At 41.8% G+C, this 26,272-nt stretch carries 23 protein-coding genes and 1 tRNA gene; 14 read left to right on the top strand and 10 right to left on the bottom strand.

The window, feature by feature from the left end; all coding sequences use genetic code 11:
* The first annotated feature begins 4 nt into the window (after positions 1–4).
* The 6 genes from ACEQZT_RS06265 to ACEQZT_RS06240 all read left to right on the top strand — a co-directional run bounded on the left by ACEQZT_RS06265 (position 5) and on the right by ACEQZT_RS06240 (position 7,410).
* Entirely contained in the window at positions 5–3,952 is a 3,948-nt protein-coding gene (locus ACEQZT_RS06265; protein WP_372530138.1) for an ATP-binding protein, read from the top strand.
* A gap of 89 nt (positions 3,953–4,041) precedes the next feature.
* On the top strand, positions 4,042–4,434 hold the full coding sequence (locus ACEQZT_RS06260; RefSeq protein ID WP_370088333.1) for a hypothetical protein: 393 nt from the start codon (positions 4,042–4,044) through the stop codon (positions 4,432–4,434).
* A 134-nt stretch (positions 4,435–4,568) separates the two neighbouring features.
* Positions 4,569–5,102: an RNA polymerase sigma factor gene (locus tag ACEQZT_RS06255; RefSeq protein ID WP_370088331.1), complete on the top strand. Its 534-nt coding sequence runs from the start codon at positions 4,569–4,571 to the stop codon at positions 5,100–5,102.
* Positions 5,103–5,115: 13 nt separating this feature from the next.
* On the top strand, positions 5,116–5,859 hold the full coding sequence (locus ACEQZT_RS06250) for a HEAT repeat domain-containing protein (protein ID WP_370088329.1): 744 nt from the start codon (positions 5,116–5,118) through the stop codon (positions 5,857–5,859).
* Between the two features lie 49 nt (positions 5,860–5,908).
* Complete coding sequence (locus ACEQZT_RS06245; RefSeq protein WP_370088327.1) at positions 5,909–6,748, top strand: DUF4097 family beta strand repeat-containing protein; 840 nt, start codon at positions 5,909–5,911, stop codon at positions 6,746–6,748.
* Positions 6,749–6,750: 2 nt separating this feature from the next.
* Entirely contained in the window at positions 6,751–7,410 is a 660-nt protein-coding gene (locus tag ACEQZT_RS06240) for a hypothetical protein (RefSeq protein ID WP_370088325.1), read from the top strand.
* A 14-nt stretch (positions 7,411–7,424) separates the two neighbouring features.
* On the opposite strand, the gene ACEQZT_RS06235 is transcribed toward ACEQZT_RS06240, so the two are convergent.
* On the bottom strand, positions 7,425–8,459 hold the full coding sequence (locus ACEQZT_RS06235) for an SMP-30/gluconolactonase/LRE family protein (RefSeq protein ID WP_370088323.1): 1,035 nt from the start codon (positions 8,457–8,459) through the stop codon (positions 7,425–7,427).
* Between ACEQZT_RS06235 and ACEQZT_RS06230 the strand changes: the two genes are divergently transcribed.
* Complete coding sequence (locus ACEQZT_RS06230; protein WP_370088321.1) at positions 8,440–8,955, top strand: hypothetical protein; 516 nt, start codon at positions 8,440–8,442, stop codon at positions 8,953–8,955. The two genes, ACEQZT_RS06235 and ACEQZT_RS06230, sit on opposite strands and share 20 nt — an antisense overlap.
* Here the strand turns inward: ACEQZT_RS06230 and ACEQZT_RS06225 are convergent.
* Entirely contained in the window at positions 8,952–9,620 is a 669-nt protein-coding gene (locus ACEQZT_RS06225) for a hypothetical protein (protein WP_370088319.1), read from the bottom strand. The genes ACEQZT_RS06230 and ACEQZT_RS06225 overlap by 4 nt on opposite strands.
* 80 nt (positions 9,621–9,700) lie before the next feature.
* Complete coding sequence (gene gcvP / locus ACEQZT_RS06220; RefSeq protein WP_370088317.1) at positions 9,701–12,580, bottom strand: aminomethyl-transferring glycine dehydrogenase; 2,880 nt, start codon at positions 12,578–12,580, stop codon at positions 9,701–9,703.
* Positions 12,581–12,725: 145 nt separating this feature from the next.
* On the opposite strand from gcvP, the gene ACEQZT_RS06215 reads away from it, so the two are divergent.
* From ACEQZT_RS06215 to ACEQZT_RS06205, 3 genes are all read left to right on the top strand, one after another.
* Positions 12,726–14,171 (top strand): M28 family peptidase, encoded by a 1,446-nt coding sequence (locus ACEQZT_RS06215; protein ID WP_370088315.1) that lies wholly within the window; start codon positions 12,726–12,728, stop codon positions 14,169–14,171.
* A 334-nt stretch (positions 14,172–14,505) separates the two neighbouring features.
* Complete coding sequence (locus ACEQZT_RS06210; RefSeq protein WP_370089536.1) at positions 14,506–15,846, top strand: dihydroorotase; 1,341 nt, start codon at positions 14,506–14,508, stop codon at positions 15,844–15,846.
* A gap of 65 nt (positions 15,847–15,911) precedes the next feature.
* A tRNA-His gene (locus ACEQZT_RS06205) sits at positions 15,912–15,987 on the top strand.
* A 169-nt stretch (positions 15,988–16,156) separates the two neighbouring features.
* Here ACEQZT_RS06205 and ACEQZT_RS06200 read toward each other — a convergent pair.
* Entirely contained in the window at positions 16,157–16,813 is a 657-nt protein-coding gene (locus ACEQZT_RS06200; protein WP_370088313.1) for a hypothetical protein, read from the bottom strand.
* 106 nt (positions 16,814–16,919) lie between these two features.
* Here ACEQZT_RS06200 and ACEQZT_RS06195 point away from each other — a divergent pair, with 106 nt between their 5' ends.
* Positions 16,920–17,468 carry a DUF4442 domain-containing protein gene (locus ACEQZT_RS06195; protein ID WP_370088311.1) on the top strand — a complete coding sequence of 183 codons (549 nt, stop codon included), beginning with the start codon at positions 16,920–16,922 and terminating at the stop codon, positions 17,466–17,468.
* Positions 17,469–17,652: 184 nt separating this feature from the next.
* Positions 17,653–18,216, top strand: coding sequence for a hypothetical protein (locus ACEQZT_RS06190; protein WP_370088309.1), 564 nt, complete (start codon positions 17,653–17,655; stop codon positions 18,214–18,216).
* A gap of 20 nt (positions 18,217–18,236) precedes the next feature.
* Here the strand turns inward: ACEQZT_RS06190 and ACEQZT_RS06185 are convergent, their stop codons facing one another.
* From ACEQZT_RS06185 to ACEQZT_RS06160, 6 genes are all read right to left on the bottom strand, one after another.
* Positions 18,237–19,406, bottom strand: a complete 1,170-nt coding sequence (locus ACEQZT_RS06185; RefSeq protein WP_370088307.1) for a hypothetical protein — start codon at positions 19,404–19,406, stop codon at positions 18,237–18,239.
* A gap of 31 nt (positions 19,407–19,437) precedes the next feature.
* A complete protein-coding gene (locus tag ACEQZT_RS06180; RefSeq protein WP_370088305.1) occupies positions 19,438–19,836 on the bottom strand; it encodes a hypothetical protein in 399 nt (132 codons plus the stop codon).
* A 71-nt stretch (positions 19,837–19,907) separates the two neighbouring features.
* Positions 19,908–20,630: a DJ-1/PfpI family protein gene (locus ACEQZT_RS06175; RefSeq protein WP_370088303.1), complete on the bottom strand. Its 723-nt coding sequence runs from the start codon at positions 20,628–20,630 to the stop codon at positions 19,908–19,910.
* A complete protein-coding gene (metK, locus tag ACEQZT_RS06170) occupies positions 20,630–21,883 on the bottom strand; it encodes a methionine adenosyltransferase (protein WP_370088301.1) in 1,254 nt (417 codons plus the stop codon). The genes ACEQZT_RS06175 and metK overlap by 1 nt, the downstream gene beginning before the upstream one ends.
* Before the next feature lie 51 nt (positions 21,884–21,934).
* A complete protein-coding gene (locus tag ACEQZT_RS06165; RefSeq protein ID WP_370088299.1) occupies positions 21,935–22,645 on the bottom strand; it encodes an SAM-dependent methyltransferase in 711 nt (236 codons plus the stop codon).
* On the bottom strand, positions 22,642–23,403 hold the full coding sequence (locus ACEQZT_RS06160) for an alpha/beta fold hydrolase (RefSeq protein ID WP_370088297.1): 762 nt from the start codon (positions 23,401–23,403) through the stop codon (positions 22,642–22,644). Before ACEQZT_RS06160 ends, ACEQZT_RS06165 begins: the two co-directional genes overlap by 4 nt.
* Positions 23,404–23,511: 108 nt before the next feature.
* Here ACEQZT_RS06160 and ACEQZT_RS06155 point away from each other — a divergent pair, with 108 nt between their 5' ends.
* Both ACEQZT_RS06155 and trkA read left to right on the top strand, forming a co-directional pair.
* Positions 23,512–24,870 carry an alanine/glycine:cation symporter family protein gene (locus ACEQZT_RS06155; RefSeq protein ID WP_370088295.1) on the top strand — a complete coding sequence of 453 codons (1,359 nt, stop codon included), beginning with the start codon at positions 23,512–23,514 and terminating at the stop codon, positions 24,868–24,870.
* 60 nt (positions 24,871–24,930) lie between these two features.
* Positions 24,931–26,271 carry a Trk system potassium transporter TrkA gene (gene trkA, locus ACEQZT_RS06150; RefSeq protein ID WP_370088293.1) on the top strand — a complete coding sequence of 447 codons (1,341 nt, stop codon included), beginning with the start codon at positions 24,931–24,933 and terminating at the stop codon, positions 26,269–26,271.
* Position 26,272: the final 1 nt, after the last annotated feature.

Genomic DNA, 26,272 nt, shown 5'->3' with positions numbered 1-26,272 from the left:
TGACATGGATGTTTATCTTTCAACCATGCTCACCAACCTGTGCCGAACTCTTTTACTGCTGCTTTGCTATTCCACTTTTGGACAGATCGAGACGCTACACAAAACCTCACAACACTATACCACAGAAGATGGGCTACCTCAGAGTTTTGTTTCCAATATTGCCCAGGATAAAGATGGGTTTATATGGGTTGCCACGCTTGATGGCTTAGCCAGATATGACGGGAAAGAGTTTATCTACTTCAAAATAGATTCCGACACAAACAGAAGAATATCAACCTCGCAGATTTATGATATTTATTTAGATAGCAGAAATCAACTCTGGATCTTCCACTTTAATCATATTGTAGACAAGGTTGATGCGTCAACACTAGAGATAACATTAGATGTCCAACCAGTAGTCTCTGTTGCCCACACAAGTTTTCAACAAGGGTTTGGTTCGAAAACCGTCAACCAGATAGTGAATGATGAACATGGCAATTGGTTTGCCGGAGACACTACAAACGTTGAACTATACGACTCCTCAAACTTACGGCTAGTTCATTTTTTTAAGTCATCTGCCCACAGCAGGCTTCCCATTGTTTACGGCTTTACAGAGGACACCAAGGGGAGGCTATGGATTATGACGGACGAAGGGTTAGCGGTGAGTGATCTTAATTGGGTAAACTTTCAAAAAATCAACATACCTGAATCATTCTCATATAACCCCGAACCGCAAACCCTCAAGGAAATGATGGTGCTGTCAAACAGCCGAGTGCTTTTTGCCTACAAAAACAGACTCTTTCTATATGAAGAAAATAAAATGAAGTTCTCTGAGCTTTCGCTTCCTTTACTTCCCGAGCTGGAAGGTGACTATATCTCCGCAATCACAAAAGATCACCAGGGTAGAGCGATATTAAAATACAATGGATACATTCTTAGGGTCGAGCATGACAATACAATTACCTATTTATGGGAAAGCCCTACAAGGGAGAGTTTCATTATAACTTCCGTTTTAATTGACCGATCCAATACAATGTGGGTTGGGATTAACACAGGGGGTCTGTACCGTGTGGATTTAAACTCACCTACTTTTCAATCATATTCATATCAGCGAAATTTTTTAGTTGATATTCTAACCAATCACCTGGGAATAAGTGAGTCAACAATACCCCCAAACTGGAAGCAAAAAGGCTGGTCCTATGGAATGAGGTATTGCTATTCGAAGTACGGCCTGCTGATAACTCACGAATCTTATGGCTATGGAAATGCACGAAAAATATACAGATTGAATAATGGAAAACTTGAGCAACTCCCTTTAGAAGACAAATATTTCCACTACATCATTGGAATAGATGAGAGTGATTCAGCCCTATGGGCTCTGGACATTGAAGGTTTTTTCTTTAAATGGAAAAGTATCTATGAGATGCCAGCGGAGAAAAAAGTCAAGCATATTCCTCACACAGGAGTAGAGCGCTTCTCTGACATGGTAGTTGATGATCAATTTCAGTGGGTCATTGCAACAAAAAACCTTATCTATCAACTTGATGATGGAAAGATCATAGACCAATTTGAAGTAGGTAAGATAGGTACGTCCTTGATTGATTTATGCGAGGACATGAGCGATCCTGATATCATGTGGATAGGAACGCTTGGAGGAGGGCTGCTGAAATGGAGTAAATCCCAAAAAGAAACCATTTCTGTTTTTGAGGTAGAGCATGGCCTCTCCAATAATAGCATAGGGAGTATTGTGCCTGATACATTGGGAAACCTTTGGTTAGGAACGTTTAACGGAATCAGCCGGTTTGATACCAAAACCAATGAGTTTGTCAACTACACCACAAGGGACGGAATCATCGAGAGTGAATTTAACAGGCATCATGGATTCATATTGCCTGATGGACGAATAGCCTTGGGAGCTACAATGGGCTATTCCATTTTTGATCCGAAAAAGTTCAAAAAAGATGAGTTTAATCCTTCAGTTATTGTTTCTGATTTACAAATCAACGGCAAAAAAATTCAATCGCGTTTTTTATCACAACAATCACTCAATGAGCTGACCCAACTCAACCTCAACCATGAACAGAATTCTTTGCGATTTTCTGTTGCTGCCATGCAATACAATGATCCTGAAGCCAATCAGTATAGGTATAAACTGGAAAATTTCAATGATGACTGGATTCTAAACGGAAACCAGCGTGTTATTCGGTTTGATAATCTGTCCCCCGGGAAATACACTTTATTACTCAATGCATCGAATACCGATGGTGTTTGGAGTGATAAGGTTAATAAGATAAGTATCACCATAAACCCTCCGCTTTGGCTTTCATGGTGGGCATACACTTTATATTTTCTAATAGCGATATTTCTGATTTTTAATTATTGGAGAAACTACAAGAAGCGCCTTAATAGATTACAAGAAATAGAATTCAACAAACGCGAAGCGACAAGGCTTCAGGAAATTGATAATATTAAGACAAGATTTTTTTCAAACATTACACATGAATTCAGGACACCCCTTACTTTGATATTATCCCCACTTGAAAAGCAAATTCGAGATAAGAAGTACTCTGAAGAGGTGCAGCAAATTCTGGAAAACAATTACAAACACGGAAGTCATCTTCTCAATCTGGTTAATCAGCTACTGGATATTTCAAAACTTGAATCCGGCCATATGCAGGTGCATAAATCTGTTGGGGATTTAGTCGAATTTGTAAAAATCTATGTAGATCAATTTCGTGATTATGCCAAGGAAAAGGAGATTAGTTTAGAATTCGAGCATGTTCAATTAAATGGTCAATATTTATTTGAAAAGACACATTTAGAAAAAATCATTATGAACCTGCTGAGTAATGCCATCAAGTTTACTGGAGCAGGGGGTAAGGTAAATGTCACACTTTCAGGGGTTCATCTTTTCGAGACACAGGAACAGATAATAATTAAAGTCCGGGACAATGGTCAGGGTATCCCCAAAGACAAGTTGGGAAAGCTATTCGATAGGTTTTACCAAGTAGATGATTCTGACACCAGGAGACAGGAAGGGACAGGCATTGGACTTTCGCTGGTTAAGGAACTTACGGAGCTGATGAACGGAGAAATTTTCGTAGAAAGCGATGTGGGTCTTGGCACAACATTTACTTTGAAATTGCCTGTAGATAAGGTTTCGATTGTTGAAAACGAAGAAGCCTCTGAAGAGACACTTATACCGCATCAATTTGATGAAGAAGAGGCTTTGGTTTTGGTAGTGGAAGACAATAGTGAATTGAGAAAATTCATTGTTGAAAGCCTTTCAGAAAAAAGAAATGTTTTGAGTGCAAAAAATGGCAGTGAAGCATGGGAGATTATTCAAAAGGAATTGCCTGACATTGTAGTGTCCGATGTGATGATGCCTGTAATGAACGGATATGAATTATGCCAGAAAGTGAAAAATGATATTCGCACCTCACATATCAGCTTTGTGATGCTTACCGCCAAAACTGCACAGGAGTCTAAAGAAACGGGTTTAAGCTCCGGAGCGGATGAATATTTGACGAAACCATTTCACGCCTACGAGTTGGAGCTTAGGATTGACAATCTAATTCGCCAACAAAAGAACATGCGAGATCACTTTAGAAGCAACCTACTTTCAAACACTTCCAGCCTTAACGTTCAGAATGTAGAGGATGCTTTTATCCATAATTTGTATACGTATCTGGAAGATTATCACAACGACTCTGCTCTTGATGTACCGCAAATAGCCGAAGCAATGTCAATGAGTAAAAGCACTCTCAACAGAAAGCTTAAATCTATACTAAACATTTCTGCGTTAGGACTGCTTAAAAAGTATCGTCTTAAAAAAGCAGTTGCTTTGCTGAAAGCCGGAGAACAAGTTTCCCAGGTAGCTTATCTTGTTGGATTCGATAGCCCCTCATACTTCACTCAACTGTTCAAAGAAACCTACGGACAAACACCAACGGAGTACAAAAACGATCTTTGATTCAAATTTGATAGGGGATGATTCAAATTTGATAAGGATGGAGTCTACTTATGATTTGATTTGAATATTAAAACATAAAAAGCACTGTCATGAAGAAAAATCTATCCATTGTACTTCTTTTAGGCTTGTTCCTCTTCACTAGCTGTGAAGAAGAGGAGGAGCCACAAATTTCTGGAGATGTTCCTACCGTTTCTCAACCCACCATAGTAAGTGGCTGGAGTGATCAAAACTCCGGACAGGTAGAAGTTTCGTCGAGTGTGATTAGTGATGGAGGGTTAGAAATCACCGAAAGAGGATTTGTATATTCCACAAGCTCAAATCCAGAATGGGGTAAGTCAGGAACTCAAGCGACAGGAGTTGGATCTTCTTTTGAAGGGAGAGTGATAGGCCTGTGGAAAGGAAACACCTGGTATATGCGTGCATATGCAAAAAATGCAGCCGGATATGGATATAGCTCACAAATCACAATTGACGCAAACTGATTTAGAATCCTCAATGTGTAAATACGAAAGGGAAGCATCATGCTTCCCTTTTTTATTTCAGCTCATCTGTAACCTTCCCTCCCTTTTCTTGTAACTTATCTGAACATACCAACACAACCTGGTTAGAATTGGAAATGACAGACGAACAGTTGATGTCGCTAGTAAAGGCCGGCCAGCTGGATTACTTGAATGAGTTGTTTAGCCGCTACAGCAAGCGCATTTACAATTATTTTTTGAAATCCACCCTGGATCGTGCCGATAGCGACGACCTCACTCAGGATCTTTTTATCCGGGTGATGAAATATCGAAACTCCTATAAGGAGGGGCATTCTGTTCAATTTTGGATTTTTCAAATAGCCAGAAACATGGTAAAAGACCACTTCAGGAAGATGAAGGTTCACAAGGATCAATTCAACCCTGTAGAGGTGATGCCGGAGGTGATGGAAGAGAGTGGTAATGGAGAATGGGAGCGCGAAAGAAAGCTTCATCAGGCCATGATGTCACTATCGGATGAAAAAAGGGAGCTGTTGGTGCTCAGCAAATTTCAGGGAATGAAATATGAGCAGATAGCCACCATGCGAGAGACATCTGTTAGCAACATCAAGGTGCAGGTGCACCGAACAATCAAGGAGCTAAGGGATATCTATTTTGAAATAAAAGAAGACTAAAAAACATAAAGTGATGAAAGAAGAAATCACAGACGAACAAATAATTGCGCTATTGGAAGGGGAGGTCAATCCAGCATTGAAATCCAGAATTGATGCTGACCCGGAACTCACCCGGCGATTCAATAACCTGAAAGAGGTTTTAGAGGCAATAGAAATCACCCAAGAAGTGGAGGTTCCTGCTCATGTTCAGGCGGGCTTTCAGCAAGCACTACTTCAGGAAAAGCTCAAAGGCAATAACCAAACCCAATGGTCGTGGATGCAAATAGCAGCAGCGATTGCACTCCTGGTAATCGGTTTTGGAGCTGGGAAGTTTTCCAGTGGTAATACATCAGAGGAGCTTTCGAGTATGCGAGCAGAAATCCAATCACTTAAGGAGGTGACACTTACAAATACGCTTCAAAAACATTCTGCCAGCAAACGGATTCTGGCAGTCAATCAAATTGAGGAAAAAGCCAGCATCAACAGGGAGTTGGTTTCCACACTCATCACCACGCTAAATACAGACGAGAGCCCCAATGTTCGCTATGCAGCACTACAGGCACTTAAGAAATTTATGGGAGAAGAAGATGTAAAAGCAGAATTGGTAAAGTCGCTTGAAGCCCAAACCGACCCCTTGATCCAAATCTCACTAATTACAATTTTGGTGGAAGCTGAAGAGCGAAGTGCAATTGCCCCACTCAAAGACATGATTAACGATGAACAGACAACACCTGAAGTAAAACAGCAAGCACAGGTTGCAATTCAGGTTTTGACATAAAAATATACCGGTACTTAATTAAATGATTAAAAATTCAAACTACATAAAAATGAAAACGATTATAACAGGACTAATACTTTTGACATGCGCCAGCGGAATGGCACAAGACAAAAAAGATATGATCGCACTGGCTGGTCAAAGCGGCGATCCTTTTAAAGCCACAAAGCAAGTGAGTTTCAGTTTTCCTATCAAAGGGAATGCAGCTGAAACCTGGTTGAGCATCGACAATCTATCAGCAGATCTGGAAATTCAGGCAGCTGCTGGTTCGGAGATAAAAATTGAAAGCAAGAACTACAAAGGCATGCCTGAAAAGGCCAAAGGACTGAAGCCTCTTTCTGCCACAGGACCTGAAAACACAGGGATCGGACTTAGCATGACTCAGGAAGGAAACATCATTTCACTTTCCGGCGCACATGGTGAGGCTGACAAGGCTGACTATGTGCTTTACCTGCCAAAAAATTTAAAACTGAAGATCAACTATAATAGCTGGCAAGCAGGAGATGTAGTGATCAAAGGGATGGCAGGCGAAATAGAAGCAAAAAGCCAGGTGGGAGATCTTGAGTTTATTGATGTTACCGGCCCGATAGTGGCTCATACATTGAGTTCTGATTTGGAAGTTACGTTCACAACTCTGGCAAGCGCTTCTCCATCCTCGCTTAGCTCAACCAGTGGCGACATAGATGTAACGCTCCCATCCTCAACGAAGGGAACGTTTAAAATGAGCACCATTTCGGGAGGGGTATACACCGGGTTCGATTTTGATTTCGGTGAAGACGCAAACATTCGCAGAGTAGGAGGACAAAATGCGACAGGTAAGCTGAATGGAGGAGGCGTTGAAGTTTCCTTGAAAACTATCAGCGGAGACATTTACATCAGAAAAGGAAATTGATCATGAGAGTCTTAACAATACTACTGTGCCTGGCAACCTGGGGGTTGTCAGCACAGCCTAAAAAAGTGACTGAATCTGTTGCTCTATCAGGGCAGCAACTTCTTGACCTGGATTTTGCTTTTGCTGACAACATTTCATTCAAAACCTGGGAGAAAAATGAGGTTTTCGTCGAGGTAATGGTTGAAATAAACAACGGGGAAGACAATGACATTTTTACACTCAAAACAGAGAAATCTTCTAACACGATCTACATCGAAATGGATAAGGACATGTGGAAAAAGATATCCAAGCAGGAGAATGGCAAGTGGAACAATTGTAGCTACACATCCACGATCAACTACACGGTTTACTTACCTGCTAAATTGAATGTGAGAGCCAATACCATTTCAGGAGATTATGAGTTTGAGTACTTCGGGTCTGAGATGAAGTTAAAAACCATTTCCGGAGCGATTGATGTAACGATACCTCAAAAGAAGGGAATGGATTTTAAAGCAAAAACCATTTCTGGTGAGATCTATTCGGATATTGAAATTGAATATCCATACGGCAAGGAAGGTCTGCGTCAGATAGTGGGTCAGGATGTGAGAGGCCGGGTGAATCCGGGCGGCTCTGAATCAAACTTTGAAACGATAAGCGGAAATATCTATTTAAGAAAAGGATGAGCAAAGGGGCGAGTCTACTCGCCCTTTTTTCTTAGTACCACGAGTCTACCATCCATTACAGTTCCCACAAAAAGCAAATCCTTATAAGGGGCAGCCACACTGCTGGCAGAGATGAATGACCCATTATTTTCGTACAAGCTTTCAACTTTCTCTCCATCCACCACCTTGATTACTTCAGACGGAGCAACTTCCTTTTTGCCAGCGGCATAAGCCGCAAAGGCCAGCAAACTAGGGTGAGAACCAATCCACAAGTCGCCATTTTCGTCTAGTTCAATATTATCAATACCCGTTCCAACATCTACATTTCGTTCATGAGTTAATGCTCCATTTTCTTCAATGTTGTAGTACAATAACTTGAATCCCCTTGGAGAAGCCACTAGCAATTGCTTTCGATCTTTGGAGATGTTAATGCCATTGGCATATTGAATCCCGTCGGCAACCTCTCTGTATTTTCCATCATAGTAAACTACATTGGAGACCCCAATACCCAGATAATCTTCTGCAAGCCGTCCCCACCTGCTGGTATATCCATGATCATTGGTAAAATAAAATGTGTCATCATCAAAGGCTACCACATCATTAGGGCTAATCATACTCTCATCTCGGTAAGTAGCCATGTATACAAGGCTGTCCCCAAACAATTCAAACTTTACAATGGAATGTTTTTTTGCGTGATTGACCACCAAAAGTTGGTAATGTGCAGAATCGAGCTTAAGCAGACTTATCCCATGCGGATAAAAAGGAAACGTATAATTGGCTGAGATTAGTTTAGGTTTAAAATTGCCCGAATCAAGATCGAGATAATATAACCCGCCTTGTGAGGGAGACCCATCTCTTCTTCCGGCACGATCATCTTGCGAAATAATCATAAATCCATCATCGTAACTTATGGTAAAATCTTCAGCACCTTTCATGGGGATTTCTGCAATAACCTCGTAGCTTTCGGTGTTATTAACTTCGCGGAAATATCCGGTGGAACTGAAGGTATAAAGTACAAATGCCGCAATAGCGAGCAAAACAACCAGAAGCGTGAGTAAGAATTTTTTCATAGCGATTAAAGGTCTAACACATAAAAGTATAAACTTCACTTTGTATTTTGTGTTAATTGGCGTCATGTTTTTAGGTTGTGGACGGGACGAGCTCGAGTTGCCAGAACAGGAGCTTGAAGGTCTGATAAATGGAAAAGAATGGAGCTATAAGTCGGCCAATGGATACCTGCAATCTTCGGATTTTAAATACCGAGTTAGATTTCTTTCGAGCGAAGAAAGCGTAAGCGATCCATGCACATTGCCATCACCATCACTAACTCATGTCAGGGCAATTTTTAAGCCAGCCGTTGGTAGTTTTTTTGTTTCGTCTCAAGCCATTGACAATAATCAGGTGGAGGTTTATTTTGAGATCTCTACTTCTCAAAACCTCAAAGCACAAAGTGGTACTATGGAAATCTTCGCTATAGAAGGACAGATAATCTACGGATTTTTGGATGCCGCTCTTGATGATGAAAATAAAGTATTAGGTTCTTTCGAAATCAGATTGTGTAACTAATCCGCAGTAGAAATAGTAATCCCATACCCAAGCTCAATTGTCCAAAGGCGAGCATCATTGATTTTTCCTGCGGCATTTGGATCATCATAGACAGGATTAAGTGAATAGCCTATATTTAGGCTGATCACATTATCAAAATCAAAAGCCGGAATCAGATAGTTGGCCCCCAGGTTGAAGAAGTAAACTGTTTTTGTCGCCTTCACTACGTCATCTTCCCGATCCCATTCCTCCCTAACGTTATTTGGATTGCTGGCATCAAAGGAATTAATCCTTAGTGCACTGGCGACATTTATGTGAGGAGTGATTCCTCCATAGAATGTAAAGTCGTTTACTTTTTTTCCATAGTTGATAGGTATAGCGATATAGTCTAAACGAGGACGAATTTTAAAACGAGCATCTGATGTAATTAGCCCGTAAAATCGCTGATACTGAATATCGGTTGTTTTGAAAAAGTAGCTGTCTCCGCCATTGGTGTATTTCACGCCCGTCTTTATAAAGGTATTTTCATTTAAGAAAACATCCATTTCAATGTTTATCACGGCCCCTGGGCGCACAGAGTTTTTAGCCTCAGAGGAGGCATTGATTCCATTATCAATTAGCGCTTGTCGGTATTCAATGAAGCCATACTCCTCCATCAGGTCTCTATCAAAAGTGGAGATTGTCATCCCGACTTGACCGTAGAATCTGACTTGGGCTATCGAACTAAAGCCAATTATTAAAAGGACAAGGGTGGACGTCAGCTTCTTCACGCCTCTACACCTTCTTCCACTTCTTCATAAACATCAAGTGGCAGACAACTGCACACCAGATTTCGATCACCATAGGCACTATCTACCCTACTCACAACCGGCCAGAACTTATTCTCTTTCACATAAGGTGCAGGGAAGGCTGCCTTCTCTCTCGAGTAAGGATATTTCCACTCGTCTGCTACAAGCGCTTTGTATGAGTGAGGTGCATTCTTCAATGGGTTGTCTTTCGAGTCAGCTACCCCATCAATCACCTCTTGTATCTCCGCTCTAATTGAAATCATCGCATCACAGAAACGATCCAACTCATCTAACACTTCACTTTCTGTGGGTTCAATCATCATGGTTCCGGGAACAGGGAAAGAGACTGTAGGTGCATGAAATCCATAATCGATCAAACGCTTGGCAATATCTTCTACTTCGATTCCGGACTTCTTAAAATCCCTGCAATCGATAATTAATTCATGTGCATTTCGACCTTTATCATTCGCATACAAAACAGGATAATGATCCTTCAGTTTTGCGGCAATGTAATTAGCATTGAGGATTGCCATTTTTGTTGCATTGGTTAAGCCCTCTGCTCCCATCATCGCAATGTATCCGTGAGAGATTGGCAAAATGCTGGCACTTCCATAAGGTGCCGCAGAAACCGCAGGATTGCTATTATGTTCGGTCACGTGTCCAGGTAGATAAGGAGCCAAGTGCTCTGCAACACCGATTGGACCCATTCCAGGGCCGCCACCTCCGTGAGGAATGCAGAAAGTCTTATGCAGGTTCAGGTGACAAACATCAGCACCAATGATGCCCGGAGAAGTCAGCCCAACCTGAGCGTTCATATTTGCACCATCCATATAAACTTGTCCCCCATTTTCATGGATGATGTTGCAGATTTCAACAATAGATTCCTCAAATACACCATGAGTGGATGGATAAGTCACTAGAAGAGCAGCTAATTCATTACTATTAGCTTCAGCTTTTTCACGCAAGTCGTCCACATCAATGTTTCCATTGTCATCGCACTTTACGATCACTACACGCATCCCCGCCATCACAGCACTTGCTGGGTTGGTTCCATGGGCGGAAGATGGAATCAGCGCAACATTTCTGTTTGGCTGGCCTGTGCCTTCCAGGTAAGATTTAATTACCATAAGCCCGGCATACTCACCCTGTGCACCTGAGTTTGGCTGGAACGAAATGGAATGAAAACCAGTGATCTCTACTAACCAGTCATGCAATTCATTGATCATGATACCATATCCTTCCGCCTGATCTTTTGGTGCGAATGGGTGTATGTTGGCAAACTCAGGCCAGGTCACCGGTATCATTTCCGAAGTAGCGTTCAGTTTCATGGTGCATGATCCGAGAGAAATCATGGAGTGAACAAGGGAGAGATCCTTGTTTTCCAACTTCTTCATGTAGCGAAGCAATTCATGCTCGGAGTGATACTGGTTGAAGATCGGATGCTCTAAAAATGGCGTGGTTCGCATAAGTGTGGACGGATATTCCACTTCAAAATCTTCTACAATTGGAGCTTCAAATGCATTGCCAAGGCGTGCAAAAATCTTCACCACTTCATTGGCGTCATTTACCGTGTGCGATTCGTCAAACGAAATACCTACCCCATCGTCAAAATAGCGGAAGTTGATTTCACTCTTGTGGCTCAACTTTCTCAAATGAACAATTTGTTCTGAATCCAGAGGAATTCTTAGGGTATCAAAGAAATAAGTGTTTTGATTTTCAAAGCCATACTGAGCGATTGCATTGGCAGTCTCTTTGGCCAGGCCATGGGTCCGTGCTCCAATTTGTTTCAACCCCACAGACCCGTGATATACGGCATACATTCCGGCCATTACTGCAAGCAATACCTGAGCAGTACAGATATTGGAAGTAGCTCGCTCTCTTTTGATGTGTTGCTCTCTGGTTTGAAGAGCCATCCTGTAGGCATCATTGCCATGAGCATCCTTGGATGCACCAATGATTCTTCCCGGTATAGCTCGTTTGTAAGCTTCCCTTGTGGCGAAGAATGCCGCATGTGGGCCTCCGTACCCCATTGGCACGCCAAAACGCTGACTGGTTCCAACAACCACATCTGTACCCCAATCACCGGGTGCAGTGAGGAGTGTGAGGGCTAGTAGGTCAGTAGCGCACGCAGTAAATACATTGTTTTCTTGTGCAGATGCAACAACCGATGACCAATCTCTCACAGAACCCGAATTGTTTGGATATTGGAAGAAAACACCGAAAATCTCTGGAGAGGAAATGTCCGCATCAGCTAAATCGACGACCTCCAGCTCTATTCCGAAAGGAAGCGCTCTCGTTTTAAGAACGTCCAGTGTTTGTGGAAATACTTCCTCATCAACCAAAAATTTATTAGACGATTTTTTATCTCCTTTCCTCAGACCATAAAGCATAGACATGGCTTCAGCGGCGGCTGTCCCCTCATCTAGCAGCGAAGCATTTGCTATCTCCATTCCAGTAAGGTCGATGACCATGGTTTGGAAATTAATCAGTGCCTCGAGTCTACCCTGAGCAATTTCAGCCTGATAAGGAGTGTAAGCAGTATACCATCCAGGGTTTTCCATGATATTTCTCTGAATAACCGTAGGCACCACACAGTTATAATAACCCTGACCGATGAACGATTTGAATACTTTGTTTTTATCTGCCACCTTCTGCATTCGGTTGAGGTACTCAAATTCATTTAGTGAAGGAGGTAGGTCAAGAGGCTTTTTCTTCAAGATAGGTGCAGGAATGGCTTCATTGATAAGGTCGTCTATAGACTTGAGACCTATGGTTTTGAGCATATGAGAAACCTCTTCTTCTGAAGGGCCATTGTGTCTTCTTTCAAACTCTACACGATCGTTAAGATTCAATTTCATCAAGGGTACTGTTTAGAGGCCGCAAATTTACGTCAGGAGATTGAGTACAAAAAGGTTTTTCTTCTAACCATTGGTGTAAATAATTGGTTTGGCTGCATCAAATTTCTTTAGTTTTAAACCCTGATTTTTAACACGTTATATCAAAATGAGAAAGATAACTTACGTACTGGGCCTTATTGTGGCCTTTGGGCTGCTGGCGCAGGATAAAACAGCCATAAAGTATGCGAAGACCATAACCGCAGAAGATCTGAAGACACACCTTTCAATACTGGCTTCTGATGAGTATGAAGGAAGAGAGACGGGCCAAAAAGGACAGAAAATGGCAGCAGAATACATAGCGAACCATTTTAAGTCGCTTGGGTTGGAAGCACCTGTAGATGGGAGCTACTTCCAGAAATTTAACCTGACCGAATCCACTATTGGGTCTGTGTATTTCAGAAAAGGAGAAGAAAAGAAGATTGGTTTTGAGGATTTCATTTACTACTCCAGCTCAGAAACAATGGGCGAGGAATACATTAGTCTAGTAATGGCGGATGAAGAAAACGGCGGAGATTATGATGGTAAATATGTTGTTTTTGAAGCCGATCAACTTGGCGGATTGCAGGAGAAAGCAGAAAAAGCAAAAGAGGCCGGTGCTGCCGGAGTTATAGTGGTGCTGAAAAATGATCAGGAGTTTGATTCATTTGTGATTAGATACGGGCCATACCTTCAAAGACCTTCCTTGAAAATGGAAGCTAGAGATAACGAATCAACCAAACTATTGATCGTTGATAAAGAGGTTGCAGGCTGGATGTTCGAAAAGTCGTTTGAAGAAATCAAAGCCGGAGATAATGCTGATGTAATCTTCAATGCCGATTATTTGGATAAGCCAATTGGCACTGAAAATGTGCTTGGTTTTTTGAAAGGAACCGAGAGGCCTGACGAAGTTTTGATCATAACTTCTCACTACGACCATGTGGGAATTATCAATGGTGAAATCCACAATGGTGCTGATGATGATGGATCGGGAACAGTGAGTGTGCTTGAAATTGCAGAAGCATTTGTGACAGCAGCTAAAAAGAAAAAAGGTCCGAAAAGAAGTATTCTATTCATGACAGTGACTGGTGAGGAAAAAGGGCTACTAGGTTCTCAGTATTATACAGACGTTGATCCAATATTTCCTTTAGAGAATACGGTGGTAAACCTTAACATTGATATGGTCGGAAGAGTGGATGACGCTCACAGTGAAAATGCTGACTACATTTATTTGATCGGCTCTGACAAGCTTTCTCAGGATCTTCATGATCTTTCTGAGAATATGAATAAGACGTATACTAATCTGGAGCTGGATTATACATATAATGATGAAAATGATCCAAACAGATTTTACTACCGATCTGATCATTACAATTTTGCGAAAAACAATGTGCCAATCATTTTTTACTTCAATGGCACACATCCAGATTATCACAAACCAACAGATACAGTGGAGAAGATTGAGTTTGAGGTGATGGAGAAAAGAGCCCGACTTGTATTCCATACCGGATGGGAAATAGCAAACAGAGAAGAGCGCATAACCGCAGACGCTGATAAAGTAGATGCCGGAAATTAATTTTGGAGAGGCTGTTTGAAGATAAATTGATCATTGTGGGGCATTCGCCCCACAAGATCTTTTCAACCAGCTATGGAAAGAAAGACATTAAAATCAATCTTTCTGATACAATTATACTTATTTAATACGGTTTCCATAAACCTTTTGAGCCAAAAAATTACCGATACAGCATTGGGTCTTCTTTTTTCACTCAAAATCATCGTTTTTAAGGCGTATTCTAACTTTTTTGTCACACCTTCTTTCCGAAGAAAAACGGATAAAACTCTCCATATATCTTAAATTTGTTTGAGGACGAACGATTGGTTTCCAGAATAATTATACAAAAACTTAAAATATCACAATGTATTTGATCAAAGAGGTAAGCATCGTAAATGAAGGAAAGGTCAAATCAGGTGATGTTTTGATCAAGGATGATCGAATTGAAAAAATTGGTGAGCAGATAAATCCAACTGAAAAATGTATTGAGATTCGTGGAGAAGGTCTGCATCTTTTTCCTGGTGTGATTGATGATCAGGTTCATTTTCGAGAGCCGGGGCTGACTCATAAGGGAAATATTTTTACAGAATCCAGAGCTGCGGTGGCTGGAGGTGTAACCTCTTTCATGGAGATGCCCAACGTAAATCCCCAAACGATAACTCAGAAATTACTTGAGGAGAAGTACCAAATAGGCGCAAATAATTCCCTCGCTAATTATTCATTCTACATGGGGAGCACCAACGACAATCTGGACGAGGTGCTAAAAACAGATCCAAATTCTGTTTGCGGAATTAAGATTTTTATGGGCTCGTCCACAGGCAATATGCTTGTAGACGATCAGGAAACGTTGGAAAATATTTTTCGAAATGCGCCCATCCTAATCGCAACGCATTGTGAGGATGAAGCGACTATACGGGCAAATACTGAAAAGTACAAAGAAGATTTTGGAGACAATATTCCTTTTAAATACCACCCGATTATTCGGAATGAGGAGGCGTGCTACTTGTCCTCATCCAAAGCTGTAGAACTGGCGAAGAAGAACAATGCAAGGCTTCACATTTTGCATATTTCTACGGGAAAGGAAACGAATCTTTTTTCAAATGACATTCCTTTAAGACAGAAGCGAATTACCTCAGAGGCTTGCATTCATCATCTATGGTTTACGGATGCAGACTATGATGAGAAGGGTGCTTTTATCAAATGGAACCCTGCAGTGAAGTCCGCATCGGATCGGGATCAAATTTGGAAGGCACTGCTCGACGATCGCATAGATGTAATTGCCACGGATCATGCGCCACACACACTAGAGGAAAAACAAAATCCCTACATGAAAGCACCATCTGGGGGGCCTTTGATTCAGCATACGCTGGTGGCTATGTTGGATTTTTACCATCAGGGAAAAATATCGCTTGAGCGCATTGCTGAAAAGATGTGTCATGCGGTTGCCGAGTGTTTTGATGTGAAAGAGCGAGGATATATCCGTGAGGGATATAAGGCCGATTTGGCATTGGTAGATTTGAACAAGTCGTGGAAGGTGACTAAGGAGAATATTAGAGCAAAATGCGGATGGTCACCATTTGAGGGTCATGCATTTAAATCCTCCGTTGAGAAGACGTTTGTATCTGGACACCTAGCCTATTCTGATGGAAAACTCGACGAAAGCAAGCTTGGTCAGCGACTTTCATTTGATCGAAAATAATCGTTTGCAGATTTCATTTGGGGTATTAACTTTGCACTCCTTTTCAGGATAGCCTGAAAATACATGGTGGTTGTAGTTCAGTTGGTTAGAACGCCTGATTGTGGTTCAGGAGGTCGCCGGTTCGAGTCCGGTCTTCCACCCTTAGAATAAAGAGCAGTTACAGAAATGTAATTGCTTTTTTTGTTTTACGACCTCCTGACTTGCTCCATTGTGGTTCAGGAGGTCGCCGGCCAACCAACGGTTGGTCCCATCGGTCGTCTTCCACCCTTAAAAAGAAAAGCAGTTACAGAAATGTAATTGCTAGGGCTCACTAGTTTTTGAGAGGTGCCCACTTCCTGCTCGCCAGCGCTATTAATGGGCTGCCAATTGCGGCAGGGAGAATCCACAACAACCACTGATAGGAACTTTCTGGCATAAATAAGTTTGGGTTTTGAACCGCAAACGCAGTGATAGCAGCGATGTAGCTACCGCCCATGGCGCTGATGTGCTGCTTAAGCCACCAGTTCTTTTCCACGGTTGGCTTTCGTACAAAGAACCGTAAATCCTGAGCACCATTGAGAAGGGTAAAAAAACCAAACAGCAAACATAAAAAGGCAAGAATGGTGTTTGGTGAATTGAGATAAAGGTGACCACCGTAAATCATAATCCCGAGCCCGGAAACGGTGGTGATAAGACTTACACCCCAATCATACCACTTTTCAGATCCTGCCTTTTTGCGCCTAAAAATCCTAACGCCAACAAATGAAGCATGAAAGGTGAGAACGGCTATAACCATCAGAAAGGCACTGAACCTGTAGAAAGAGACGATACCCCAGGCACTCAAACAAATCCACCACATGGCAGCCACATAAATCTTTCCAATGAAGATGTGATTTTTGCTCCCCTTACGATTCAGCATCTGGTAAATACCTAGCAGCAGAACGATTCCTCCGCAAACGATATGAGAATAGACAAGTAGCTTTTCCATTTCTTTTTTGAGCAATTCAAGGCAAGAATTCCTCAACTCAAAATTTAGATTAACTGAATTGTTAATTAATGAGGATGAGTTGTTGTTTCGGACTTAAATTGACCATATGTATCAGTTTCTTTCTCGTATCTCAAATCGCTATTTCAGCAAATATTCTCACCGGCTGTTTAAATGGTTTTTCAATATTTCCCCAATGTACCGACGATCGACAGGGCGAATTATTTCTGTTACAAAAGATCTTGGCAGAATCGAGATAAAGATTCCACTATCCTACAAAAACAAAAACTACGTGGGGACTATTTTTGGTGGAAGCCTTTTTTCTGCAACAGACCCGATTTATATGGTACAGCTCATCCAGCTGATGGGAAGAGACTATGTAATATGGGACAAATCGTCTATGGTGAGGTTTAAGCGTCCGGCAAATGAAGATGCCTATGCTAGCTTCGAGTTTACGGAGGAGGAGGTCACTCAGCTCAAGCAGCAAATTGCGGAGGAGAAAGAGGTTAATTTGGTCAAACTTGTTGAGATCAAAAGCAAAGAAGGGAAGCTTTTCTGTGAAATAGAAAAGACAATTTATGTTGCTGATAAGAAGTATTATAAGGAGAAGCGAGCTAAAAAATCTAGCTCTGAATCCACAGTAAAAGTCGAGGTATAAGCTGTTACCTATGCTGGTAGCTTTAAGGCAGTATTTATGGTTTTGTTAAATTAGATTAGGAATAGACTTTTATAAGTACCACTAAATGATGATTTCCAGCTTAATTTATATTGGGGTATTTGTTATTGTAGTACTAGTTTTCTGGATTTTTCCTTTTAGGTTTTCCTTCACAATTTTCACCGTATTGCTAGTTGCAATAATCGTTCTTTACATCAATGAAATTGTAGACAACTGGCTTCTAAAACTTTATGGTTCTGGGTATCTTTTGGGGCTTATCAGTAAGGTTGGAGGTAAAGAGACAAACGAAACAATCTACGGTTATTTCAAGAAAGAATTTTCATCAAATGAACTCCATCTTTTGCTATATCAGTTAAAAGAATACAGTGACGATTGGAAAAACCAACCAACATTTGGTGAAGTGGATGTTGTTTCATTTCTTAATTCTGCCGAATGGTATGCACGGAAAATCGGGAATAAAGTATTGAATCAATACGAAAACAACATCAAGCTTTGTGCATTGCTGATGTATAAGACTGCATTGCTTCAAGCGATCGAAAAGGATATTGAGATCTATAAATTTTCGACTGATTTATTTCAGCAGATAAAGGAGCGTTTAACTGTTTTCAAAGCCTTTGATGATTATCTTAATGAGAAGATATTATCTCTTGAACTAAATGTATCAGAACGAGAGAGGGTAAGTGAAGAATTAAAGAAAACAGAGCAATTATTTAAGGAATTTAACATTTAATAAACAAATGAAAAGGCTACCTATCCTTTAATAGGCATTCGTTTAAACTCCTTCGTTCGGTCGAATAAGTAGCGATAGGTATGGTGTGTTTTTACCACATCACCACCCACCTGGTCTACTACTCTCAACATTTTAGGATTAAAGTCACCGATCCAGTTCATTTCGAGCAGAGGATATCGCTTGTACTTATCTTGTACCATCTCCCGGATGGCCATGATCAATGCTCCATCCACACCTTTCCCCTGATGTTCAGGTGAGATACCGAATACTAAACCAATCATTTTCTTGTTGGTTTTTCGGATTTTGTGATAGAGAAATTTAAGTTTTCCAAGCAGGTCCAGTTTTCCATTTACATGCTTAAAGACCTGATTTAGCTCAGGAATATTGATATAGAAACCGACTGGTTTGTCTTTATGGTAGCCAAACCACATGATCTTTTCATCCATAATGGGCTTCATCTTTTTGATGATAGCATTGGCTTGAAGTGAGGTCATCTTCGCCACTCCCGGGTGCCTGGCCCAGGCATCATTATAAACTGTTCGGAAGTCCTCAGCGTACTGCTTTAGCTTGCTTTTTTCAATGTGCCTGAAAGTGTAGTTCGGGTCTTTCATGGCAATCTCAGCCTTTTCGTAAAGTCGTGGAATCAATGGCTCAAATGTATTTCGCCCAAACGTAAATTGCTTGAAATACATCTGGAACCCATAGTTCTCGAAGAGATCCTGATAGTAGGGGAAATTGTAATTGCATTGATAATTGGGCTCACGATCGAATCCATCTACAAGCAACCCCCACCATGCGTCCCTGTCGCCAAAATTTATCGGGCCATCCATGGCTTCCATGCCACGCTCTTTTAGCCATTCTTTACCCGTATCGAATAGCAGGTTGGCTGACTCCTGATCATTGATGCATTCGAAAAAACCAACACCCCCAGTAGGCTGGTCATTGTCTTTGTCTACCGTTTTTTTGTTGATAAATGCGGCGATACGCCCTATGGTCTTTCCAGCATCGTTCCTTAGAATCCAACGGGCACACTCCCCGTGTCTAAAAGTTTTATTTTTCTCAGGGTCAAAGACGCCATTCACATCCTTATCCAGCGGCCTTATCCAGTTGGGTTCATCCTTGTACAGCTGTACCGGAAATAGTAAAAACTCTTTTGCTGTTTTCTTATCCTTAACTTCAACGATCTGCATGGAAACAATGATTTAGGCAAATAAAATCAATCTATTTTGCTTGCTCACGTCTGCCGTAAATAAATGCCATTGATGGGAAAATAATCCATGGAATAAATGTGAAAAAGGTCAAATACCAATAATCCAAAAGGTAAATCCAATCTTTCCCTTGATATAACACAAGGTATATGTAATCGTAGATCAGGAAAGGGACGGAAAAGTAGACACTCATCCACCATGCCACTTGATTGATTTTATCACCTTTAGCCATAGATAAGAGGAGTCCTTTGCCCAGGCGAATAAGTAGCAAAGTGGGTAGCAGGTCAACAATGATAAGCTGCTGAAAGAATCCCCATTGCTGATAGTAATCTGACCATAAACCGCCCAATAGGAAAAAAGTCCAGAAGCTAGTAGCGCAATAAAAAAGAAAGAGATGATGTCTTGGTTTCATTGGCTACAATTAAGCCAAAACCAATTGAAATCAGGTGATCAAGAATGTTAAAAGATGCTTAAGGAAATTTCTTATTCCCTCGAAACTTTTACGAAGGAGTAATCATTGACATCCCAATCTATGACCAAGCCTCTCCCCACACCCTTAGCAACCTGATCTCCATAAAGGTGATGAACCAAATAAAGAGCTACATCGTAAGATTTAGCCCCTCCTGCCGAAGTGAGGAGGTTATCATGATGCACGAATGACACATTTTCATGAACAGTAAGTTGAGGAAAGGTTTTTCGGTATTGCTCAATATCAGTTGGGAAGGTTGTTGATTCTTTTCCATCTACCAGACCAGCCTTGGCCAGAACAAATGCCCCATCACACAATGACATGACATAATCTGCATTCTTACCAATTTCACTCACCCAATTGATCAATGTCTCGTTTTCGAGATCAGAATCCATGTTATGCTCGGCACTAGGAACAACGAGAATATCAATCTCCGGAAGGTCCGGACTGTCAAATGCATAATGTGGGATAAGCTTCAACCCTTCGAAAGTGGTCACTGTGTCCATGGTTTCATTTACAGTGAAAACATTGATGCCACCATCGGTGTGAAAAACGGTATGCTGGAAAATATCATATGGTGCCATCAATTCAGAGTTGTAGACACCATTGATCATTAAAAATGCAGCATTGAATGTTTGTCCCTCAGCAACGGGCTGGATTGTTATTTCGGTCTTGTCCTGTGTTGGTTTTGAGCAACCAATCAATAGAACCAAAAAAATGAAAACATTCTTTTTCATTAAAGGCCAAAGGCTTCTTTCACCTGATCTACATAGTCAAGCTTTTCCCAGGTAAATGTTTCTACCACTTTCTTCACCTCTTCATTTCCATTTCCCCTAAAAACCACCTGCTTTACTTCTGGGTTTCGTCCCATGTGTCCGTACGCAGCAGACTCAGAATAAATTGGCTCTTTCAGTTTCAATCGTTTGATGATGTGTGCAGGGCGCATGTCGAATATTTTTTCAACCAGCTTAGCAATCTCACCGTCGTTCATATCCACATTGGAAGTGCCGTAGGTATTTACATAGATACCCATTGGTTCTGCTACACCGATCGCATAGGAAACCTGAACAAGAATTTCATCAGCCACTCCTGCAGCAACAAGGTTTTTAGCAATGTGCCTAGTTGCATAGGCGGCAGACCTGTCCACTTTAGATGGATCCTTTCCGGAGAAAGCCCCACCTCCGTGAGCCCCTTTTCCACCATACGTATCCACGATGATTTTTCTTCCGGTGAGTCCAGCATCTCCGTGTGGCCCACCGATCACAAACTTGCCGGTTGGGTTTATGTGATACTTGATGTCATCATTAAACAACTCCTGATTGGCAGGCTTTAGCTTGGCCTTTACTCGGGGAATCAAAATGCTGATGATATCTTCCTTGATCTTCTTTAGCATGTTGTCCTCATTGTCAAACTCATCGTGCTGAGTAGAGACAACAATGGCATCAATTCTTACAGGTTGATTGTTGTCATCGTATTCGATGGTCACTTGAGATTTGGCATCCGGCCTGAGGTAAGTCATTTCTTTTCCCTCTTTGCGGATATCTGCAAGCTCCATTAGAATTCTATGCGATAGATTCAGTGCAAGCGGCATGTAATTTTCAGTTTCTTTGGTGGCATAGCCAAACATCATTCCCTGATCTCCCGCGCCTTGCTCATCTTCTGATTCACGCTCTACTCCCTGGTTGATGTCTGGTGACTGCTCATGGATGGCCGATATTACCCCACATGAGTTACCATCAAACATATACTCACCCTTGGTGTATCCGATTCGGTTAATGACCTCACGGGCTATATTTTGTACGTCCACATATGCTTTGGTTTTCACTTCACCTGCAAGCGCTACGAGTCCGGTGGTCACCATAGTTTCACACGCCACCTTGCTGTCAGGGTCAAACGCCAGGAAGTGATCCAATAGTGCATCTGAAATTTGATCAGCAATTTTATCTGGGTGTCCTTCGCTTACGGACTCTGAAGTAAATAAATAGGGCATCTATATTCTGTTTAAACTGGTCGGCAAATTTAGAAGATTCGATGAACTCAATCAGGGGAATTGGCCAAAACTAAAAATGGCCGGAATTTTATGTATCTGAATGTCAGTTTTTTGCCACTTGGCTATTGGCTGGGTCAGAATTTTTTCATTGTTTCCAGAAATGTCCGCTGCAACACTTAACAAGGTATCAGGCCTACAGGTTTTCAAAATGTCTTTGATTAATTGCTGATTACGATAAGGTGTTTCCATGAATAGCTGAGTGTATCCAGTCTGACTCAGCTTTTCCAGCTCCCTGATTTTTTGCTGCCTTGGATTTTTATCAATGGGGAGATATCCATGAAAGGTAAATTTTTGACCGTTGAATCCGGAGGCAATAAGCGCCATCTGAATGGAGGAGGTGCCGGGCATAGGCACCACCTGAATGTGAGTTTGATGAGCAAAGCTTACCGCAAGATTGCCGGGATCCGCCAGACATGGCACCCCGGCTTCCGAAATGACAGCCATGTCTTTTCCATTCCGAATGGGTTCGAAAAGAGGATACATCTGATCCCAGTTAGACTTCTTGTCTAAAACCTGAAACTCTAAATCTTCAATGGTAATCCCAGCCTTAAGACTGCTGATAAAGCGTCGGGCTGTACGAACGTTTTCTACGAAATAGTGAGAAGTGTTTTTCAAGACCTCAGCCACCATTGGAGACATGAAGGACGCATCATTGTCTGATGACAGGTAGGTTGGGATTAGAAAGAGTTTACCTTGGATCATTTCAAAAATTCAATTACCATTTTACCTAGTTCATCGGGCTTCTCAGCATGTACCCAGTGGCCGGCCCCCTTAACAGAGACAATTGTTGCCTTAGGAAAATAGGATCTGATCAAATCATGATCATCATCGGTGATGTAATCAGAATTACCTCCCGCAATGAAAAGAGCATTTCCATCGAATGAAACTTCTTCTTCAATTCCTTCGCCCACTTTTTCAATAGCATTTTCTATCGCATTCAAATTTAGCTTCCACTGAAAGCTTCCATCCTTCTTTCGATCCAGATTCTTTAAAATGAACTGTCTTACACCAAAATTGGAAATAACTCCTGCCATCTGATCATCTGCTTCTTTTCGATTTTTTAGGGTGCTTAAGTTTACTGAATGGAATCCTTTAAAGATTTCCTGATGATGAGGAGGGTAGTACTTTGGAGCTATGTCCACCACGATTAGTTTGTCAACTTTTCCAGCGTGCTGTGTGGAGAGGTGCATTGCCACCTTGCCGCCCATTGAGTGACCAAGGATGTGAGCCTTTTCCAATCCCTCATCGTCCATGAGTTCCACTACATCACTTACCATTACATCATAGTCAAACTCATCACTATGAGGGGAGTTTCCATGGTTTCTTAGGTCAACCAAATAGACTTTAAAGCTTTCTGCGAAAACCTTTCCTAATGTCTGCCAGTTATCAGACGACCCAAAAACGCCGTGCATGATGATGAGGGGTTCGCCTGCCCCCAGTGTTCTAAAATTTAATTTCATGGACTAAGTCTCATTTTGGCATTAGTAAGCATTTGTTGTGATTTTTTGTTCATTGCTTACCTATAAAATCGATTTGACTCAAAGATACATATTACCTTCACGAGCTTTATGGATTCAGTTAGCACCTTTTTATCAAATGCGGTAAACTTCATTTGGGGGCCTCCGCTATTGATTTTACTCCTGGGAGGAGGGCTTTTCCTCCTTATCTACTCCCGCTTTTTACCCTTTAGGTTTCTTCGTCACGCGATCAATGTATTGCGAGGAAAGTACGACGATCCTAATGATCCTGGAGAGATAAGCCATTTTGAAGCACTTTCAGGAGCGCTTGCCGCTACCATTGGTATGGGAAATATTAGTGGTGTGGCACTGGCCATAGCTGCGGGTGGGCCAGGCGCCATGTTTTGGATGTGGGTGAGTGCATTTATTGGGATGGCCACCAAGTTTTTTACGTGCACACTTGCCGTACAATATCGCGGAGTGGACTCAGAAGGAGCGATTCAAGGAGGGCCAATGTACGTGATTCGCGAGGCACTTGGAAAGAAATGGATGCCACTTGCAGGATTTTTCTGTGTGGCAGGATTCTTTGGGGCCACACCTGTTTTTCAAACAAATCAAATGGTGGCGGTTTTCAAAAATGTGATCTTAATCCCAGCAGGAGTTGAAGATTCTTTTACAATCAACCTAACCATTGGGTTAGTAATCGCGGCTCTTGTGGCAACCGTTATTCTTGGGGGGATTAAACGTATCGGGAGCGTGGCATCCAAGCTGGTTCCTTTTATGGTAGTGCTCTTCGTGATTAGCGTTTTGACTATTATGTTGACTAATCTTGGGAAGGTCATTCCGTCCTTTTTATTTATCCTGGAAGATGCCTTTACAGCGAAGGCTGTACTCGGTGGAGCTGTCGGAGCAGTCATTGTAGAGGGGGCGAAGCGTGCGGCCTTTTCCAACGAAGCAGGAATAGGCATGGCTCCACTGATGCACGGAGCAGCAAAAACCAAAGAGCCGGTGAGGGAGGGACTTGTTGCCATGCTAGGACCGGCCATTGATACTATCATCGTTTGTACCATGACTGGCTTGTGCATATTAATTACCGGAGTGTGGGACAGTGGTGAGGCAGATGGTATCGTGATGACAGCAAATGCTTTTGGCTTAGGGTTACCTGGGTTCGGTCCTTATGTATTAATGATCTGTGTAATGATTTTTGCCATTACGACCATTTTTGGTTTGGCTTATTATGGACAGAAATGTTTGTCTTTCCTGATAGGAGCTAAATATGGGAGATATTTTTATTATTGGTATATCGCCCTGGTACTTGTAGGTTCTGTAGCTTCATTGACGGATGTGGTAAATTTAGTTTTTGTGGCTTACGGTCTGATGGCTGTTCCAACCATGATTTCCACGATTGTGCTGGCACCAAAGGTGATGAAGGCAACAAAGAAATATTTTAGTGAGGTATATAATTCGTAATCATTTGGAATGCTGGCACTTAGATGCAATATCTTTGCAGCCAATATCATTTAAGATAGGATGAGGATTGTCATAGCTGGTGCTGGAGAGATGGGCTTTCATCTTGCAAAACTGTTAACAGCGGAGGAGCAGGATATCGTAATCATCGATTCTAATGCTTCCGTTTTGGAATATGTGTCGCAACATTTGGATGTGAACACGGTCAGGGGTAGTTCCACCTCACCCCGCGTACTAAAAGAGGCAAACATTGGCAAGGCAGACTTGCTAATCGCCGTAACCTCCATTCAGGAAACCAACATCACCACATGTATTTTGGGGAAAAGTCTTGGAGCCAAAAAGACCATTGCCCGAATCTCAAATACTGAACTACTTCACGCTCGTGAAGAATTGAACCTCAGCAATGTCGGAATTGATGAGATTATCTCACCTGCATCGTTGGCGGCACGGGAGATCAAACGACTACTCAAGCAATCCGCACTTACAGACACCTTTGAGTTTGAAAAAGGGACACTTTCACTAGTGGGCATTACGGTAGATGAAGATTCTGAACTCTTTGGGAAAACGCTCACGGAAACAGCCTACCTCAACCCCGATCATAACTTTACCACCGTTGCTATTCTTCGGGACAACAAGACAATAATTCCTTACGGGGAAAACAAATTCCAAAACGGAGATCATGCGTATTTCATTGCTCAACCAGACGGAATAGACCGGGTAACGGCGCTGGCTGGAAAGGAGAGCTTTGAAATTAAGAATGTGATGATTCTGGGAGCGAGCAAGGTGGGTATCAACACTGCTAAACTCCTAAGCAAGAAGTACAACATCAAACTTATCGAGGCTGATAAAGAGAAGTGCCTTCACCTGGTAGATGAGCTACCGGATACCATGATCATCAATGGAGATGGTAGGGATATCAATTTGCTGAAAGAAGAAAGCATTGATCGGATGGATGCTTTTGTCGCACTTACAGAAAACTCCGAGACCAATATCATGGCTTCATTGCTGGCCAAAAATCAAGGGGTGAGGAAGACTATAGCGCTTGTTGAAAATGTAGACTACATCCACCTTTCGCAAAGTATCGGAATTGACACTTTGATCAACAAAAAGCTGATCGCTGCTAGCTTTATCTTCCGATACATTCGTAAAGGAGAGGTTCTGAATATTGCCGGTATCCATGGTGTGGACGCAGAAATCCTGGAGTTTGAACTGGGAGAAAAATCCAGAATAATGGAGAAGCAGCTCAAAGACATGGACTTCCCTAAAACCGCTATTGTAGGTGGCGTAATACGTGATGGAAAGGGTATTGCGGTTAGAGGAAATTTCGAATTTCAGCCAAAAGACAGAGTTGTGGTTTTGTCCAAGCCTGAATGTATCAGAAAAGTGGAGAGTTTCTTCAAATAAT

Origin of the sequence: Ekhidna sp., assembly GCF_964218185.1 — a bacterium.
Taxonomy (GTDB): domain Bacteria; phylum Bacteroidota; class Bacteroidia; order Cytophagales; family Cyclobacteriaceae; genus Ekhidna.
This window is presented reverse-complemented; position numbering and strand designations above follow the sequence as displayed.